The following is a 14,262-nucleotide window of genomic DNA, read 5'->3' as shown; positions in this document are numbered from 1 at the left end:
GCTCCGTTAAAAACCCTGCCTTGCTTGTGCTTTTTATCGAGACATGGATGTTGTCGAACCCTGCGCTGTTCAAACACCGCCGCTATTGGCTGGCGGCAATCATCGTGCTCCTGGCGATCCTCGATCCCTTCGGCCTGGCCAGTTCGAGCGATAAGGCCTCGGCACAATGGCTCAACCGTATGTTCGCCAGCCATTACGGCGGCGAGGGGCAACAGCGCGTGGCGGTGGTGTTGATCGACGATGCGTACCTGATGCGCAACGGCACCTCATGGCCCATGCCCTATGGCGAGCAGAGCAAATTGTTCAAGCGCCTGCTGGCGTACAAGCCCCAGGCTGTGTTTGTGGATTTGCTGTACAGCCATGACCATTCTTTCGGCGACCCGGCGCGAGGCAGCCAGTTACTGGCGAACGTGTTTGAGCGCTATCAGCGTCAGGGCATCCCGCTGTGGCTGGCCAATACCGGCGTCAAACGGGGTGACGACGGCCAGGCCAATACGCTGGAACCCTTCGCCGAGGTCAGCCGCCCGGGCCTGGTGGCGTGGGAGGGCGTGGACGACAAGTACCCGCTGGCCGCTGAAACGCCCTTGGGGCTGATGGAAACCCCGGCCATGGCGCTGTACCGCGAGTGGTGTACGAAGCAGGCGTGCAGGTCGCTGCCGGTAGATGCCCAAACCGCCGCGCACCGACAGCCGATCGCCGTGCAATGGGGCCTGAAGCTCGCGCCGGAACAGGCGCGTATCGCCGATGTACGTCACTGCACCCCGGCGCGACATTTTGTGCTGGATGGGGTGGCGCAGTTTTTTCAGGCGGTGTTCTGGAAACTCGACGACTCGGCCCAGGCACGCTGCCCTTATACGTTGACGCTGTCGGCCAGTGACCTGGAAGTCAGCGACCCGCAAGACCAGGCCCTGCTCACCGAGCTGCTGCGCGACCGCCTGGTGATGGTGGGGGCCAATATCACGTCCACCGGTGATCTGGTGGAGTCGCCGGTACACGGCCAACTGCCTGGTGTTTATCTGCATGCCATGGCCTTGGACAACCTGATCAATGCGGGCATGGATTACGCACATGAACCCGCTAGTTTCCCCGGCCTGCCCTTCAGTTGGCTGGACCTGCTGGAGCTCGGCCTGTTGGCCCTGATCGCAGTGCTCAAGGCGCTGCACGCACGACGGCTGGCGGGTCACCGCACGTGGAGCCGTTGGCGGCGCCTGGAAATCCGGTTTTTTTCTTCACCATGCCCCTCCTGGCTGCTGGTGATGTCGGTGCTGGTTGTGGCGAGCGTGCTGCTGAGCGTTAACCACATCACCCCCGTCAACGTGCTGGGCATTGTGTTGCTGTCGCTGGTGTTGTTCAGCGAGCGGATCGAAGCCTTCTTCGACCGTGATCGCTGAGCGTGCCGCTTTGTTGATTGACTCAAGGAACCCAAGGATGAACAGAAGCCTCATCGTATTGCTCGCCGCCCTCTTCACTCAGGGCGCCTGGGCGGAAACCCACAGCATCAAGGCATTCCTGGCCGACCCGGTAGCGGTGTTGGATGAGCAGGGAAAACAGCAGCGCGAAATGCCGAAAAAGGATGCACCCACCCAGCCCTTGCCGGTATTGCAGTACAACAAGGCGCTGGACCTGGTGCAGGTGGACCTGGCGGGCCAGAAGGTCTGGCTGGACACCATGGACCTGCGCATCGAGCCGCCCCTGAATGTGGTGGACCTGCCTTGCCAGGGGCTGACCAAAAGCCAGGCCAAAGACAGCCGCAATAACTCCACCATCGGTTTTGGTGCGGGCTGCAACCAATAAAAGGAGCACTGCGGTGAAGGGATCTCTATGGGTGGCCAGCTTGCTGGCAAGCACGGTACTCAGTGGTTGCGCGACGTTGAAGGGCGCCGATCAGGCGTTCATGAACCTGGTGGGCCCTTCGACCCAATCCCGGGTACAGGGCCACTACGTGGATAACACCGACGTGCGCCAGTATTACAAGCTCGACCCGCAACGTCAGAGCCAGCAACGCCTGAGCTATGACGGGCGCGCCGTGCCGGCTGCCGAGGCACGCCAGCAGAATCTGGTGGATATCCCGCTGTTGCAGACTTATCTGCAAGGCATTGTCACCCGCTTGTCCAAAGGCTGGCCGGGGGAGTTGCCGCCCCTGCAAGTGAAGATCACCGACATCTACAGCTTTGGCCCCTCAGCGGACCCCTACGGCAACCTGTTCGTACCTTTGGGAATGCTGGATAACGTCGGCAGCGAAGACGAAATCGCCGCAATGCTCGGCCACGAAATGAGCCATGTCCTGCTGCACCACCATGACCGCATGGCCGCCTTCCAGCAGCAGAAAGAGATGTTCACCACGGTCGCCTCCACCGTCGCCCTGGCCACCCTGGCAGCAGACACCGGCGTAGACCGCAGTTCCGGCACGATGAAGCTGTTCAGCAAAGACCCGGCCGGCACTCAGAAAACCATTGGTAATACCGTGCTGTATACCGCGCTCGCCAACACTTTTTCCGACCACGTGTGGAGTACTGCCTGGGGTCGTACCCAGGAAGACCAGGCCGACTTGCTTGGCACCGACTTGATGATCCGTGCCGGTTACGCGCCCCGAGCCGCCACCCATAGCCTGGAGCGTCTCAACGACTTCCAGGGCAAGCAGAAACCCTTGCTCACAGGTTTCCTGACGGCGCGCAAAAACGCGATGCAGGACTCACTGCAGCAGTTCAACCTCAACCGTTTTACCCAGGAACTGGACGTGCTGGTCAAGGACGGCTTGACCACGAGCATTACCGCGACCGCCCAATACTTCAACCGCTCCCATATGTCGACCACCGACCGCGACACCGAGCTGCGCCAGTACCTGCAACGTGAATACCGCCAGGAGCGTCGCGCGCGCATCAACACCGAAAGCTGGACGAAGATCAAGAGCACACCGCTGGTAGCAAAAGCCCTGCAGGGTTACAAGGATGCCTACTTCGCCAACGACGCTTTGGAAAAAAACAAAGTGTCCGAGGCCGATGGGTTTATCCGCAAAGCCTTGGCTTCGCCGGTCAAGGATCAGCCAGGTATCCGTCGCACAGCCTATACCGTACGCCTGGCCCAGGGTCGCAGCAGCGAAGCCCTGAAAGAACTGCAAGCAATCAAGGACTGGAGCCTGGCAGGTCCTTCAACCTATGACCTGATGATCAGCTACCACCTAAAGCGTGGTGATGGGCGATCGGCGCTGACGATGATCGACCAGGCAGAACGCCACCTGGGTTCCGAAGAGCTGTTCATCACCGAGAAGCTGGTGGCCAACCAGCAAATACAGAACGCGCAGCAGGTGCAAACCGTGCTGCGCAAATGCGAGCAATACCCTGCGCGCAAGGAAAACTGCAAGAAACTCGCGCCGGTCAAAGCCTGACGCTCAATGCCCGGCGCTTCGCCCGCCATCCACATGCAGGATCTCGCCGGTCACAAACCCGGCGTTTTCCAGGTAGTTAATCGCCTGGGCAATATCACTCATCGCCCCCATATGCCCCCGGCAATCGGGCTGATGAGCTGGCAGCGGGGCCAATTTTGGCGTGCGGCAGGTGGGTGTAAAGGTGGGGCGCTGCACTTCATGAGTGATGCGGTGTAACAAGTGCGTACGGAGCTTGTGTCGAGGTTCGCATCCCACAGCCACTGGTTTTTCTGTATAACGCCGTCATTACCTTGCGTTGTGAATGGATGCCAATGAACGCGTTGAAACTGATTGCCCTGCTGATCGCCTTTCCTTTACTAATGGCCGGCGCAGGCGCCTGGGAATTACAGCTAACCGGTGCGTGGCCAATGCTGGCTGCGGGTGTAATTTTTTTCGGGGTGACAGCGGCCTTGCTCGGCGGCGGCATGCTGGCGTGGATACACCGCGCCGGGAAGCGCGCGCAGCTGTCTCAGGTGATGTTGATCAGTACGTTGCTGGACGGGCGCCAGTTGCTGCCGCGATTGCTGGTAGCGCAGGTGCTGGCGCTCTCGGCCGCCCTCACGCTGTTGCTGGTTTACGCGTGCCTGGGGTTGTTGCTGCAGGATGAAGTTTCGAGCTTCGGCGCCAAGCTGATACTGATCGCCTTGCTGGGCGCCGCCTTCTGCCTGTACGGCGTGTGGCTGCTGGTTAAACAATGCCGTACCTTGCTGCACCTGTTCGATCCGAGCCCGCGGCAGATGTTCGGTCAACTGGTGCGGCCAGACCAGGCGCCCGGTTTATGGCAACAGATCACGCAGTGGGCCGAACAGCTGGGTGCATTGCCGCCTGACCATATCGTGGTGAGTTTGTCGGCAGGGTTCTATATCACTGCCGGCGAGACGTGGCTGTACCCGGAAGAACTGGTGCTGCCAGGGCGCACCTTGCATGTGCCACTGCCCTATTTGGCGCTGTTGAGCCGCGAGGAAGTCGGGGCCTTGGTCGGGCATGAACTGGCACACTTTGCCGGTGCGCGAGCCGAGTTCAGCCAACGCTTCCTGCCGCTTTACGAGGGTGCACGCCGCAGCCTGGACGCGGCCAACGACAGCCTGCAAGCCAGTAGCACGTTCGAATCGAGGTTGTTACAGCCAGCGGTGCTGTTCGGCAACCACTTCCTGGATACGCTGGAGCTCGCCGCCTTCTCGCAAAACCATGAACACCAGCTTGAAGCTGACGCCGCTGCCGCCACCTTGGCGGGCAACACGGTGCTGGCCTCGGCACTGCTGCGCCTGGCCGTGCTCGGCCCGCAAGTGAAAGAGTTACTGGAGGTTTACCTCGACCTCAACAAGAGCAACTGGCCCATGGTGGAAGACATCACCTGGCAGGCCATCAGCGAGTTGCAGCTGCGTGAATTGAAACTCTCCAACCACGCCCTGAACGATGCCCTGTATCACCCGACCGACCGCTTGCCGGCCACCAGCGAACGGCTTGCAGCCTTGGGTGTATCGGTGCAGGAGGTGCTCGCAGGCGCCACGCGAACTACCAGTACACCAGTGGCCAATGCGGCGCTGGAGTCCTGGTTCACAGACGCACTGATACTGTGCCGCCAGGTGTCTACCGAACGGGTGGCCGCGTCGGTCAACCAGGACACCCGGTACATCGAAGAACTGCAGAGCCATGCCAGCGTCGTTGAAGGCGAGGTGTACCTGCACGAAGGCGCTCGGCTGCGAGGCATTATCACGGTGTGCATTGCATTGCCGTGCCTGGCGCTGATGATTTTTCTGTTGTCGTTGCACGGGCTGAGCGCCGACCCAATCAATCAGGAAAAGGCCAGCGCCTATTGGGTGGTCGCCGTGCTGTCTCTGCTGGGGTTGATATGGGGTGCTCGACTGATCAAACGCTCGCCCCTCACAGCGCTGAGGCTGACGCCGGATTACCTGGTCTTCAATAACCTGGCAAAGCCGGTGCCGATCCGACACATCGCCAAAGTGGAAGTCGTGGAAACCGGTGGAACCTATGTCTTCGTGTACCTGCATCCCGATGCCCCTTGGCCCGCAGCACTGGCGACAGGCTTTGGCATTCCGGACGTATGGAGGCAGAAGTGGCGGCGCGTGTTGACGCTGCGCACCGAATACCTGTGCATCGACGACACGCGTCTGCAAGGTGATGAACTGCTGAACCTGTTCGTCGACTACATCAACGCCTCTGCGGCGCGCAAGATCCTGCACCACCGCGAAGCTGACACGCAGGCATAAAAAAACCCCGAACCAGTCGGGGTTTTTATCGCCTTGAATCAGGCGCGACGCCGAATCAATTAGAAAACGTTGATTGGGTAGTCGGCGAACAGACGGATTTCGTTACCGCCTACGTTGTACTGGTCAGCGTTGCTGGAAACGCGCAGCCACGAGGCACGAGCACGCAGGCTCAGGTCTTTGGCCGGGCCGCTCTGGACCACGTACTTGAACTGATTCCAGATTTCACGCTCGGTGCCATCGCCACGGTTGGTGCCGTCGTCGATGTTGGTACCGCGCACGTAAGCCACGTTGTAGGTCAGGCCCGGTACGCCGAAGGTGGCGAAGTCGATGCCGTAGCCAACTTGCCACGAACGCTCGTCCTTGCCGTTGAAGTCGGACCAGTAGGAGTTGGCCAGCAGGATGGTGTTGCCGCCGTCGCCGATGCCGGTGTTCGCCGTGTCGTCGCGGTAGCCGCCGTACAGGTAACCAGTATCACCGGTGCTGCGCTGGTGTGCCAGGGTGAAGCTGTGCGCGCCGACAGCCCAGGTAGCGCCCAGGCTCCAGATTTTGTTGTCGCGCGCGTCGCCATTGCCGCGTTGCTCAGCGAAGCTGCGGTCCAGCTTGGTTTTGTAACCGTTGAAGTCAAAAGTCAGCGACTGTTTCTCTGGCAGGGCCAGTACGTAGTTGACGTTGACGTATTGCTTCTTCAGCACGTCTTCCATATCGGAGGCATACAACGCAGCCGACAGGCTTTCGGTGAACTTGTAGCTACCACCGAGGTAGTTAATGCTTTTCAGGTTACCGCTGTCGGTACCTTCCATGCTCTTGCGAGCTTCTTTGGTGAAGTGACCCGCATCCAGTTGCAGACCTTCGATCTCTTTGGAAACGATCGAGGTACCGGTGTAGGTTTCCGACAACAGACGGGAGTTGTCGTACTGCAGCACAGGCACAGCCGGGAACTGATCACCGTACTTGAGCACGGTGTTGGAAACGCGGAACTTCACGGCAGCGCCGGCCTTGGCCAGGTCGTCTGCTGGCGAGCCCGGGTTGTTGGAGCCATCAGGGTTGGTGGTGCCATTGCCGCGCTTGAAGAAGTCGATACCGCCGGCGCCGGAGCGACCTTTACCACCGTCCAGACGGATAGCGTATTGGCCGATCACGTCCACACCCACACCGACGGTGCCTTGGGTGAAACCGGACTCGAACTTGCCGATGAAGCCTTGGCCCCATTCGGCTTTGTCTTGCTGGCCGTTCTTGTAGTCACGGCTGATGTAGGCATTACGTGCTGCGATGTTCAGGTGGCTGTCTTCAACGAAACCCTTGGATTGATCTTGGTCGTTGGCCATTGCTGTCGATGCGCTCAAAATCCCCAGAGCGATCAGACTCATCCGTTGCTTCAACATTTCTTATATTCCTTATTACTGGTTGAGTACGCTCTACGACACCAGGCTCCGTGTTGCTTTCTGGTGTCGACTTTTTCCGAAAAAAAGAAGGCCCGCGGGACGACGTATCTGCCGCGGGCCTTTTTTTATTGGATGAGTCATGGCTGTTAGCCACAGGCGTTGGGCGCAATCCTAGTCGCGCGTTGAACTATGTGTCAATTTCGTGAATCGTCTGTATTTAGGCGAAATGATTCTAAGCAGAGGCCTATTGCCGTTCTGAAAACGACAAAAATCCCCGTCCTCGACCCAAAACGACATATCTGGTAACACATTCCAAAGCCGATACATTTGGGAATCTATAACGCGCGCAAATGCAAAGCATTACCATTAGCGCGCAGTTTTCCTCCCTAACAATTCGGATACATTCGTCCATGCCTGCCCCTCGCCTGTCGCCCATCACCCTTGGGCTTTCTGTTCTGCTGTCTGCCGGTTTTGCCTGTGCGGCCACCACGTTGCCCGAGACCTCGATCAGCGCCGAAGCTGACGAAGACGATCCACGCGTGAAGGAAACCAGCACCGCTACCCGCACCGCCACGCCCGTGCGGTATGTGCCCCAGGCCATCGACTCGGTAAAAACCGAAAGCCTGCGCTCCTACGGCACCAATGACCTGGGCCAGGCCTTGAGCGGCATCCCCAACGTCAGCAGCGGCGCCGACACGCGCTTCGACAGCTTGCGCATTCGAGGTTTTGACGCGAGCAACGACTTCTACCTGGACGGCATTCGCGACGACAGCCAATACGTGCGCGACCTGCACAACATCGAGCGCATCGAAGTGCTCAAAGGCCCGGCAGCGGTGCTCTACGGGCGAGGCGGTCAGGGAGGGATCGTCAACCGCGTGAGCAAACTGCCCACGGCCGGGCATAAGTCGAGCATCGAAGCCCAGGGCGGCAGCAATGACCTGCGCAGCCTGTACGCGGATTTGAGCACCGACCCCACAGACACCATCAGCCTGCGCCTGAACATGGGCAACCAGGACAACAACAGCTTCCGCGACGGCGTCAGCGGCAATCGCCAGCTGTTTGCCCCGTCCATGAGCTGGCAGCTGACACCGGACCTGAACTGGCTGGTGCAATACGAATACAGCCGCTACAACCGCACCCCGGACCGTGGCATCCCCGCAGTCAACGGCCGCCCGGCGGACGTGAGCCGCAGCACCACCTACTTTGATAGCAACGATTACATCGACGACAAAACCCAGTCGCTGCGCTCCAAGCTGGCCTACGAACTCAACGACAATTGGCAACTGCGCCAGACCCTGGGCGTGTTCAAGCTCGACAGCGATTTCGACAACACCTACCAAACCGGCTACACCCCGGCGACCAACAGCGTCACGCGCCAACACTGGCAGCAGGACCTGACCACCCTCAATATCTTCAACAACGTCGAGCTCGAAGGCGGCTTCAGCACCTACGGCCTGGAGCACCGCCTGCTCACCGGCCTGGAGCTGGGCAACCAGCGCCGCGACCCCAAGCTATACACCGCCACTGCGGTCGGCCGTGGCGGCCGGGTCGTGCCTCCCGTGGACCTCAACCAGCCCAATCGCCACCTGAGCCACACCGGGTCGATGAGCGTGTCGAGCAACAACCACACCGAAGTCGAAAGCCGCGCCGTTTACGTGCAGGACCAACTGCGCCTGAACGATCAATGGCAAGTGCTGGGCGGCCTGCGCTACGACTACTTCGAAGTGGACACCAAAAACAAACTGCTCAACACCCAGCAAGCCGTCGAGAGCCGCAGCACCAGCCCGCGCTTCGGGCTGGTGTGGACGCCGCTGGAGCATCACTCGTTCTACGCCTCGTGGAGCAAAACCTTCTCCCCGGCGGGTGGCGGTTTGATCGGCATCACGCCCAACGCGGCCGGCAGCGTCAACGACCTGAGCCCCGAGCTGACCAAGCAGAAGGAAATCGGCGTCAAGAGTGACTGGCTAGACGATCGCCTCAGCACCACCCTGGCCGTGTATGAACTGGAACTCTACAACCGCCGTACCAGCGACCCGCTGGACCGCACCATCACACTGCTCAGCGGCCTGCAACGTTCACGCGGCGTGGAGCTGACGGCCACCGGCAAGCTGGTCGACAACTGGTATGTGCGCGGCGGCATCGGCCTGCAGGATGCCAAGGTCGAGAAGGACAACAATGGTTTTGAAGGTAAACGCGTGAGCGACGTGGCCAAGCGCAACGCCAGCCTGTTCATCACCTGGAAACCGGAAATGGGCTGGTACGCGGAAACCGGGCTGACGCTGGTGGGTGACCGTTATGCCGACAGCCTCAACACCGCCGTGCTGCCGGGTTATGGGCGTTGGGACGCGTTGGCGGGCTTTCGCCAGAAGGAATGGGACCTGCGGGCTGCGCTGAACAATATCGCCGACAAGACTTACTACGCGTCGGCGACCAGTGTGGCGCAGATTCAGCCGGGTGAGCCGCGTAGCCTGGTGGTTACGGGCACCTACAGCTTCTAAAGCCGTTCACAGAATTAAATGTGGGAGGGGGCAAGTCGAATCGTCGCACCGCCCCTCCCACACTTGATATCAGTGTTGTTTAGTTTTTCAGCAGGTCGCACAACGCGTGCACTTCATCCTCACTGAACAACCCCTGTGGATAACGCTCGCCCATCATGCGGCGCAGGTCCGGCTGCTGCCTGATCTGCCGCGAGCCGTTTTCCTTCAACCAATGCGCCAGCGCATGAATCGCGTCGCCGTTGACCCGCGAAGGGTGGAACGTGCGCGTGTATATCAGGTTGATATCGGCATTCATTTCAGCGCTCTCTCCTACTGCGTGAGCGGCTAACTTACTCAAGGTTTATGACAGAACCGCTTAGTCAACACCTTGGGCCGCTGTGACAACAGCGATACAAGAGCTATGCCAAGGTCTCGGGTTTACAGGCATTTGCCCACAAAAAAGCCCGCGACCTTGCAGGGCCGCGGGCTTGCCGGGGGGGCTGGAACCGGGTATCGCCCGGTCACCGCCCTGAGGCTGTTACAACTGCACTCAATTCTTGTGCGGAGCCGGCTGTTGTTGGGTCAGGCAATGGATGTTGCCACCGCCCAGTAACAGTTCACGGCCCGGCACCATCACCACTTCGTGCTGCGGGAACAGGTTCTGCAGGATCGCCTTGGCCTGGCTGTCCAGCGGGTCGTCGAAGCTCGGCGCGATGATGCCGCCGTTGACGATCAGGAAGTTCACGTAGGAGCCGGCCAGGCGCACGCTTGGGTTGCGCTCCTGGGTTCCGTCCACCGGGTCCACGCCTGCGCACTCTTCCTCGGTCGCGTACAGCGGCCCCGGGATAGGCATTTTGTGCACTGTGAACGCGCGGCCCTGGGCGTCGGTGCTGCTTTGCAGTACATCCATGGCAGCGTGGCACCGCGCGTAGTTCGGGTCTTGCGGGTCGTCGGTCCAGGCCAGCAGGACTTCGCCTGGGCGCACGTAGCAGCAGAAGTTATCCACATGGCCGTCGGTTTCGTCATTGAACAGGCCGTCCGGCAGCCAGATGATCTTATCCACAGCCAGGTTGGCGCTCAGCACCGCTTCGATTTCGGCGCGGTCCAGGTGCGGGTTGCGATTGCGGTTCAGCAGGCATTCTTCGGTGGTGATCAGCGTGCCTTCGCCATCAACGTGGATCGAGCCACCTTCCAGCACGAAACCTTCAGTGCGGTAGCGCGACGCGCGTTCGATTTCGAGGATCTTGCCGCCCACCTGCGAGTCTCGGTTCCAGGGCGCGTAGAGGCCGCCGTCAAAACCGCCCCAGGCGTTGAAGTCCCAGTTCACGCCGCGCACTTCACCGCTGTTGTTGATCACGAAGGTCGGGCCGGTATCACGCACCCAGGCATCGTCGCTGGACAGCTCCACCACACGGATATTCGGCACGTCCAGACGCGCGCGGGCGTTTTCGTACTGGCCGGCGGAAACCGCCACGGTGACCGGTTCGAACCGCGCAATGGCCTTGGCCACCGCCACGTGAGCGGCCTGCGCCGGCTTGCCACCCAGGCGCCAGTTGTCCGGGCGCTCGGGCCAGACCATCCAGGTTTGGGTCTGTGGCGCCCATTCGGCAGGCATATGGAAGCCATCGGCGCGGGGGGTGCTGTGCAGGGTGGTCATGGCGATCAGGACTCCGAATGGGGTTGAAGGTCGACTTTATAACGGATAAAAATCGGCATTAAAAGCGATCAACGATCATGAATGATAAATATGACAATAAATAGCCGATAACAATCGGCTATCACAGTTGCTCGTCCAGGACCTTCGACAGCATGTCGACAAAGAAATCCACGCTGCGCCTGGACGTGACCATGGGCGGCTTGATCTTGAGGATGTTCAAGTAGTCGCCGGTGGGCTGCATGAAAATCCCCAGCTCACGCAAGCGCTCGCACAGCAGCGTGGTTTCTTGCGTCGCGGGTTCCAGGGTGTGTCGGTCGCGCACCAACTCCAGGCCCAGATAGAAGCCGGAACCGTGCACGGCGCCCACCAAGGGGTGACGGTCGATCAGTTCTTCCAATCGCGCCTTGAAATGCCCGCCAACAACCTGGGCGTTTTCCCACAGTTTTTCTTCTTCCATCACATCCAGCACTGCCATGCCGATCCTGCAACTGACCGGGCTGCCCCCCGACGACGAGAAGAAGTAGCCCTCGGCCTCCAGTGCCTCGGCAATTTCACGCCGCGTGATCACCGCCCCCAACGGCTGGCCGTTGCCCATGCCCTTGGCCATGGTGATGATATCGGGCACCACGCCCTGCTCCTCAAAGCCCCAGAAGAAATGGCCCATGCGGCCATACCCCACCTGCACTTCATCGGCGATGCACACGCCGCCCTGGGCGCGCACCAACCCATAGACCTGCTGTAAATAGCCCGGTGGCAGGGAGATGCCGCCGGCATTGCCGTACACCGGCTCGCAGATAAAGCCCGCCAGTTGGCGTTTGCTCGCGGCGACTTTCGCCAGGTTGTGTTCCACACTTCGTACGTAATCCGGAGCGCTGTCCTGCCCACGGAACTCGCCCCGATAGGTATTCGGCGCGGTCACCGGGTGCACCCAATCCGGCCGGCTGCTCAGCGCCTGGGGGTTGTCGGCAATCGAGGTCGACACCGCATCCGCCGCCACCGACCAACCGTGGTACGCCTCCAGCACGCTGAGCATGTCGCGCCCGCCGCTGTAGGCCCACGCCAGGCGGATCGCCAGGTCGTTGGCTTCGGTGCCGCTATTGACCAGGAACACGCGGTCCATGCCTTCTGGCGCCAGCGCCAGCAAGCGCTCGGAAAACTCCGCAATCGCCGCGTAGTGAAAGCGCGAGTTGGTGTTGAGCAGCGACCACTGGCGCGCCGCCACCGCCGCCATGCGTGGGTGGCCATGGCCCAGCACTGCGACGTTGTTGAGCATGTCGAGGTAGGACCGGCCCTGCATGTCGATCAGATGATTGCGCCAGCCGCGCTCGATACGCGGCGGGTCGACGTAATAGTGTTTCTGCGAGCGCGCGAAACTGGCGTCACGGCGGGCCAGCAGGGCTTCGGGGTCCAGCTCGGGCTCGGCTTCACAGGCCAGCCCCAGCAGCGCTGCCGGCGATGGGCAAAGCTGTTGCCACGCCTGCGCCCGCGACGGCGTACAAAACAGCGGCGCCAGCAAATCAGAGCGACACAGCTGCACCCGCAGCGGGCCCGCGACCTCGCCGATCACTTGGCCCTTGAGCACGGCGGCGCCAGGCTGCAACAGCGCCTTGACGCCCCACAGCCGCACGCTCGACGCGTTGTTGTGCAGATAAAACTCGCCTCCCGCGCGCGCATGCACGGTGCCGGCAAACGGCGCTTCGACAGAGGTGCCCAGGGGCACATGCAGTTCCACATGCAGCGGGAATGTTTCCGGCTCATCGGCGCTGTCGGGCTGTGTGCGTGACAACCGATATTGCCCATAACGGCTCGCCGCCAGGCCATGCACCGCCGCCGCGTCCTGCAATAAACGCTGGTCGATACCGGCCTGCTCCCAGTTACCTGCCTCGAAATGCGGGCTGAGTACACCCAAGTCGATCAGCGCAAACTCACGGCCCACCAAGCCTGGCAACAAAGGCGCGAAGCCTTGGCCGGCAATCGGCGCCGGTGCCTGCCCGACACAGCCAAGAATCGCCGCCTCCATCAATTCGAACGGCACCGAGGTCGCCACATGGAAAATTTCCCACTCATGCTCGGCGTTTTTCAGCAGGTAGGTGTTATCCGGATCCAGGCGTTGCTGCTGCTCGCTGCTCAACACCAGCACCGCCGCACGCGCGACGATCAGCGGCCACAGCGCCTGCAATTCTTCGTGCTGCAACGGCGTGATGGCATGGCAGGCCTGGATCGCCGGCAGGATGGCAAACGGGTCGCCCTCGGCATGGTGCAACAAGGCCGCGCACGTTACCGACAGGTCGGCAATGCGCCAAGTGTGCACCAGGTCGCCAAAATCGATCACGCCCTGGATTTGCCAATGACGCTGGGCATCGCGCTGCCACACCACGTTGTCGTCGGTGATATCCATGTGCACCGCCTGCCACGGCAACCGGTCGGCCAGGGGGCGGATGCGTGTTTCAACCTGCTCGGCAACCTGCTCCAGCGCTGCGCGGTGCGGCAGGTTTGGCAACGTGGCCAGCAGGTGAGTGATCAGCTCGCGGGCATGGCGCGGGTCCCACTGCAGGGTGCGGTCCAGGCCCGGGTGGGTGAAGTCGGCCAGCGCCAGGCTCATGCGGCCGCACAATTCGCCGAAGCCTGCGATCACGTCACGACCGAGGTGAGGCAGATGAGTCAGGGGCTGGCCGTCGATATAGTCCAGCAACCGCACGTGCAGGGTTTGGCCGTCGAGCGTCAGGGTCAGCAGCTCTTCGCCGTTCAACGCCTGGATGACCTTGGGCACGCGCACGGCCTGCAGCGTGTTGAGCGCGGCGTGCTGGGCCTGTAACTCCACGGCGGCATAGTCGCCCCGGCAGATTTTCAGAACAAAGCGGCCACGGGCGCTGTCGACTTTGTAGTTGAGGTCTTGCTGGCTGCCCAGTGATTGCAACGCGCCAGTGAGGCCGTAATGCTGCTCAAGTAGGGCCGCCGCCTGGTCGGGGCCGACTTGCGGGCAGGGTAGACTGGCGCGATGGATCAGCGTGGCGAGCAGCATGGGAGGTGGCCTCGGTTTTTTTTCAGGGGTGTATATCGCCATTGTTCAGGGCGCTTACGCAACCCCCCG

At 61.1% G+C, this 14,262-nt stretch carries 9 protein-coding genes and 1 pseudogene; 5 read left to right on the top strand and 5 right to left on the bottom strand.

Going from position 1 to position 14,262, the window contains the following annotated elements; translation table 11 throughout:
- Window positions 1-47: 47 nt before the first annotated feature.
- From AC0IYH_RS08190 to AC0IYH_RS08180, 3 genes are read left to right on the top strand one after another with little or no spacing between them, the layout of a single operon-like run.
- Window positions 48-1,391, top strand: coding sequence for a CHASE2 domain-containing protein (locus tag AC0IYH_RS08190; RefSeq protein ID WP_471833787.1), 1,344 nt, complete (start codon window positions 48-50; stop codon window positions 1,389-1,391).
- A gap of 37 nt (window positions 1,392-1,428) precedes the next feature.
- Complete coding sequence (locus AC0IYH_RS08185; RefSeq protein ID WP_116627538.1) at window positions 1,429-1,794, top strand: hypothetical protein; 366 nt, start codon at window positions 1,429-1,431, stop codon at window positions 1,792-1,794.
- A gap of 13 nt (window positions 1,795-1,807) precedes the next feature.
- Window positions 1,808-3,385, top strand: coding sequence for a M48 family metallopeptidase (locus tag AC0IYH_RS08180; protein ID WP_116627539.1), 1,578 nt, complete (start codon window positions 1,808-1,810; stop codon window positions 3,383-3,385).
- 3 nt (window positions 3,386-3,388) lie between these two features.
- Here the strand turns inward: AC0IYH_RS08180 and AC0IYH_RS08175 are convergent.
- A pseudogene (locus tag AC0IYH_RS08175) lies at window positions 3,389-3,502 on the bottom strand (3-oxoacyl-ACP reductase); the annotation flags it as partial.
- 194 nt (window positions 3,503-3,696) lie between these two features.
- On the opposite strand from AC0IYH_RS08175, the gene AC0IYH_RS08170 reads away from it, so the two are divergent.
- Entirely contained in the window at window positions 3,697-5,655 is a 1,959-nt protein-coding gene (locus AC0IYH_RS08170) for a M48 family metallopeptidase (RefSeq protein ID WP_471833785.1), read from the top strand.
- Between the two features lie 59 nt (window positions 5,656-5,714).
- Here AC0IYH_RS08170 and AC0IYH_RS08165 read toward each other — a convergent pair whose 3' ends face one another.
- The gene (locus tag AC0IYH_RS08165) at window positions 5,715-7,037 is read right to left on the bottom strand and encodes an OprD family porin (RefSeq protein ID WP_471833784.1); all 1,323 of its coding nucleotides are present in this window, start codon (window positions 7,035-7,037) and stop codon (window positions 5,715-5,717) included.
- A gap of 410 nt (window positions 7,038-7,447) precedes the next feature.
- Between AC0IYH_RS08165 and AC0IYH_RS08160 the strand changes: the two genes are divergently transcribed.
- A complete protein-coding gene (locus tag AC0IYH_RS08160) occupies window positions 7,448-9,535 on the top strand; it encodes a TonB-dependent receptor (RefSeq protein WP_471833782.1) in 2,088 nt (695 codons plus the stop codon).
- Window positions 9,536-9,614: 79 nt separating this feature from the next.
- Here AC0IYH_RS08160 and AC0IYH_RS08155 read toward each other — a convergent pair whose 3' ends face one another.
- The 3 genes from AC0IYH_RS08155 to AC0IYH_RS08145 all read right to left on the bottom strand — a co-directional run bounded on the left by AC0IYH_RS08155 (window position 9,615) and on the right by AC0IYH_RS08145 (window position 14,193).
- Window positions 9,615-9,830: a hypothetical protein gene (locus AC0IYH_RS08155; RefSeq protein ID WP_471833780.1), complete on the bottom strand. Its 216-nt coding sequence runs from the start codon at window positions 9,828-9,830 to the stop codon at window positions 9,615-9,617.
- A 234-nt stretch (window positions 9,831-10,064) separates the two neighbouring features.
- On the bottom strand, window positions 10,065-11,171 hold the full coding sequence (aguA, locus tag AC0IYH_RS08150; protein WP_471833779.1) for an agmatine deiminase: 1,107 nt from the start codon (window positions 11,169-11,171) through the stop codon (window positions 10,065-10,067).
- A 121-nt stretch (window positions 11,172-11,292) separates the two neighbouring features.
- On the bottom strand, window positions 11,293-14,193 hold the full coding sequence (locus AC0IYH_RS08145; RefSeq protein WP_471833777.1) for an aminotransferase: 2,901 nt from the start codon (window positions 14,191-14,193) through the stop codon (window positions 11,293-11,295).
- Between the last annotated feature and the right edge of the window lie 69 nt (window positions 14,194-14,262).

Source organism: Pseudomonas sp. AC463, assembly GCF_979253585.1.
The sequence above is the reverse complement of the archived record's forward strand: the minus strand, read 5'-3'. Positions and strand labels throughout refer to the sequence as shown.

What these genes read in the sequence shown, in the direction of transcription:
- AC0IYH_RS08155 (WP_471833780.1), bottom strand. Translation starts at nt 9,830, where the DNA reads ATGAATGCCGATATCAACCTGATATACACGCGCACGTTCCACCCTTCG.
- AC0IYH_RS08190 (WP_471833787.1), top strand. Translation starts at nt 48, where the DNA reads ATGTTGTCGAACCCTGCGCTGTTCAAACACCGCCGCTATTGGCTGGCG.
- AC0IYH_RS08165 (WP_471833784.1), bottom strand. Translation starts at nt 7,037, where the DNA reads ATGTTGAAGCAACGGATGAGTCTGATCGCTCTGGGGATTTTGAGCGCA.
- AC0IYH_RS08170 (WP_471833785.1), top strand. Translation starts at nt 3,697, where the DNA reads ATGAACGCGTTGAAACTGATTGCCCTGCTGATCGCCTTTCCTTTACTA.
- AC0IYH_RS08145 (WP_471833777.1), bottom strand. Translation starts at nt 14,193, where the DNA reads ATGCTGCTCGCCACGCTGATCCATCGCGCCAGTCTACCCTGCCCGCAA.
- AC0IYH_RS08160 (WP_471833782.1), top strand. Translation starts at nt 7,448, where the DNA reads ATGCCTGCCCCTCGCCTGTCGCCCATCACCCTTGGGCTTTCTGTTCTG.
- AC0IYH_RS08185 (WP_116627538.1), top strand. Translation starts at nt 1,429, where the DNA reads ATGAACAGAAGCCTCATCGTATTGCTCGCCGCCCTCTTCACTCAGGGC.
- aguA (WP_471833779.1), bottom strand. Translation starts at nt 11,171, where the DNA reads ATGACCACCCTGCACAGCACCCCCCGCGCCGATGGCTTCCATATGCCT.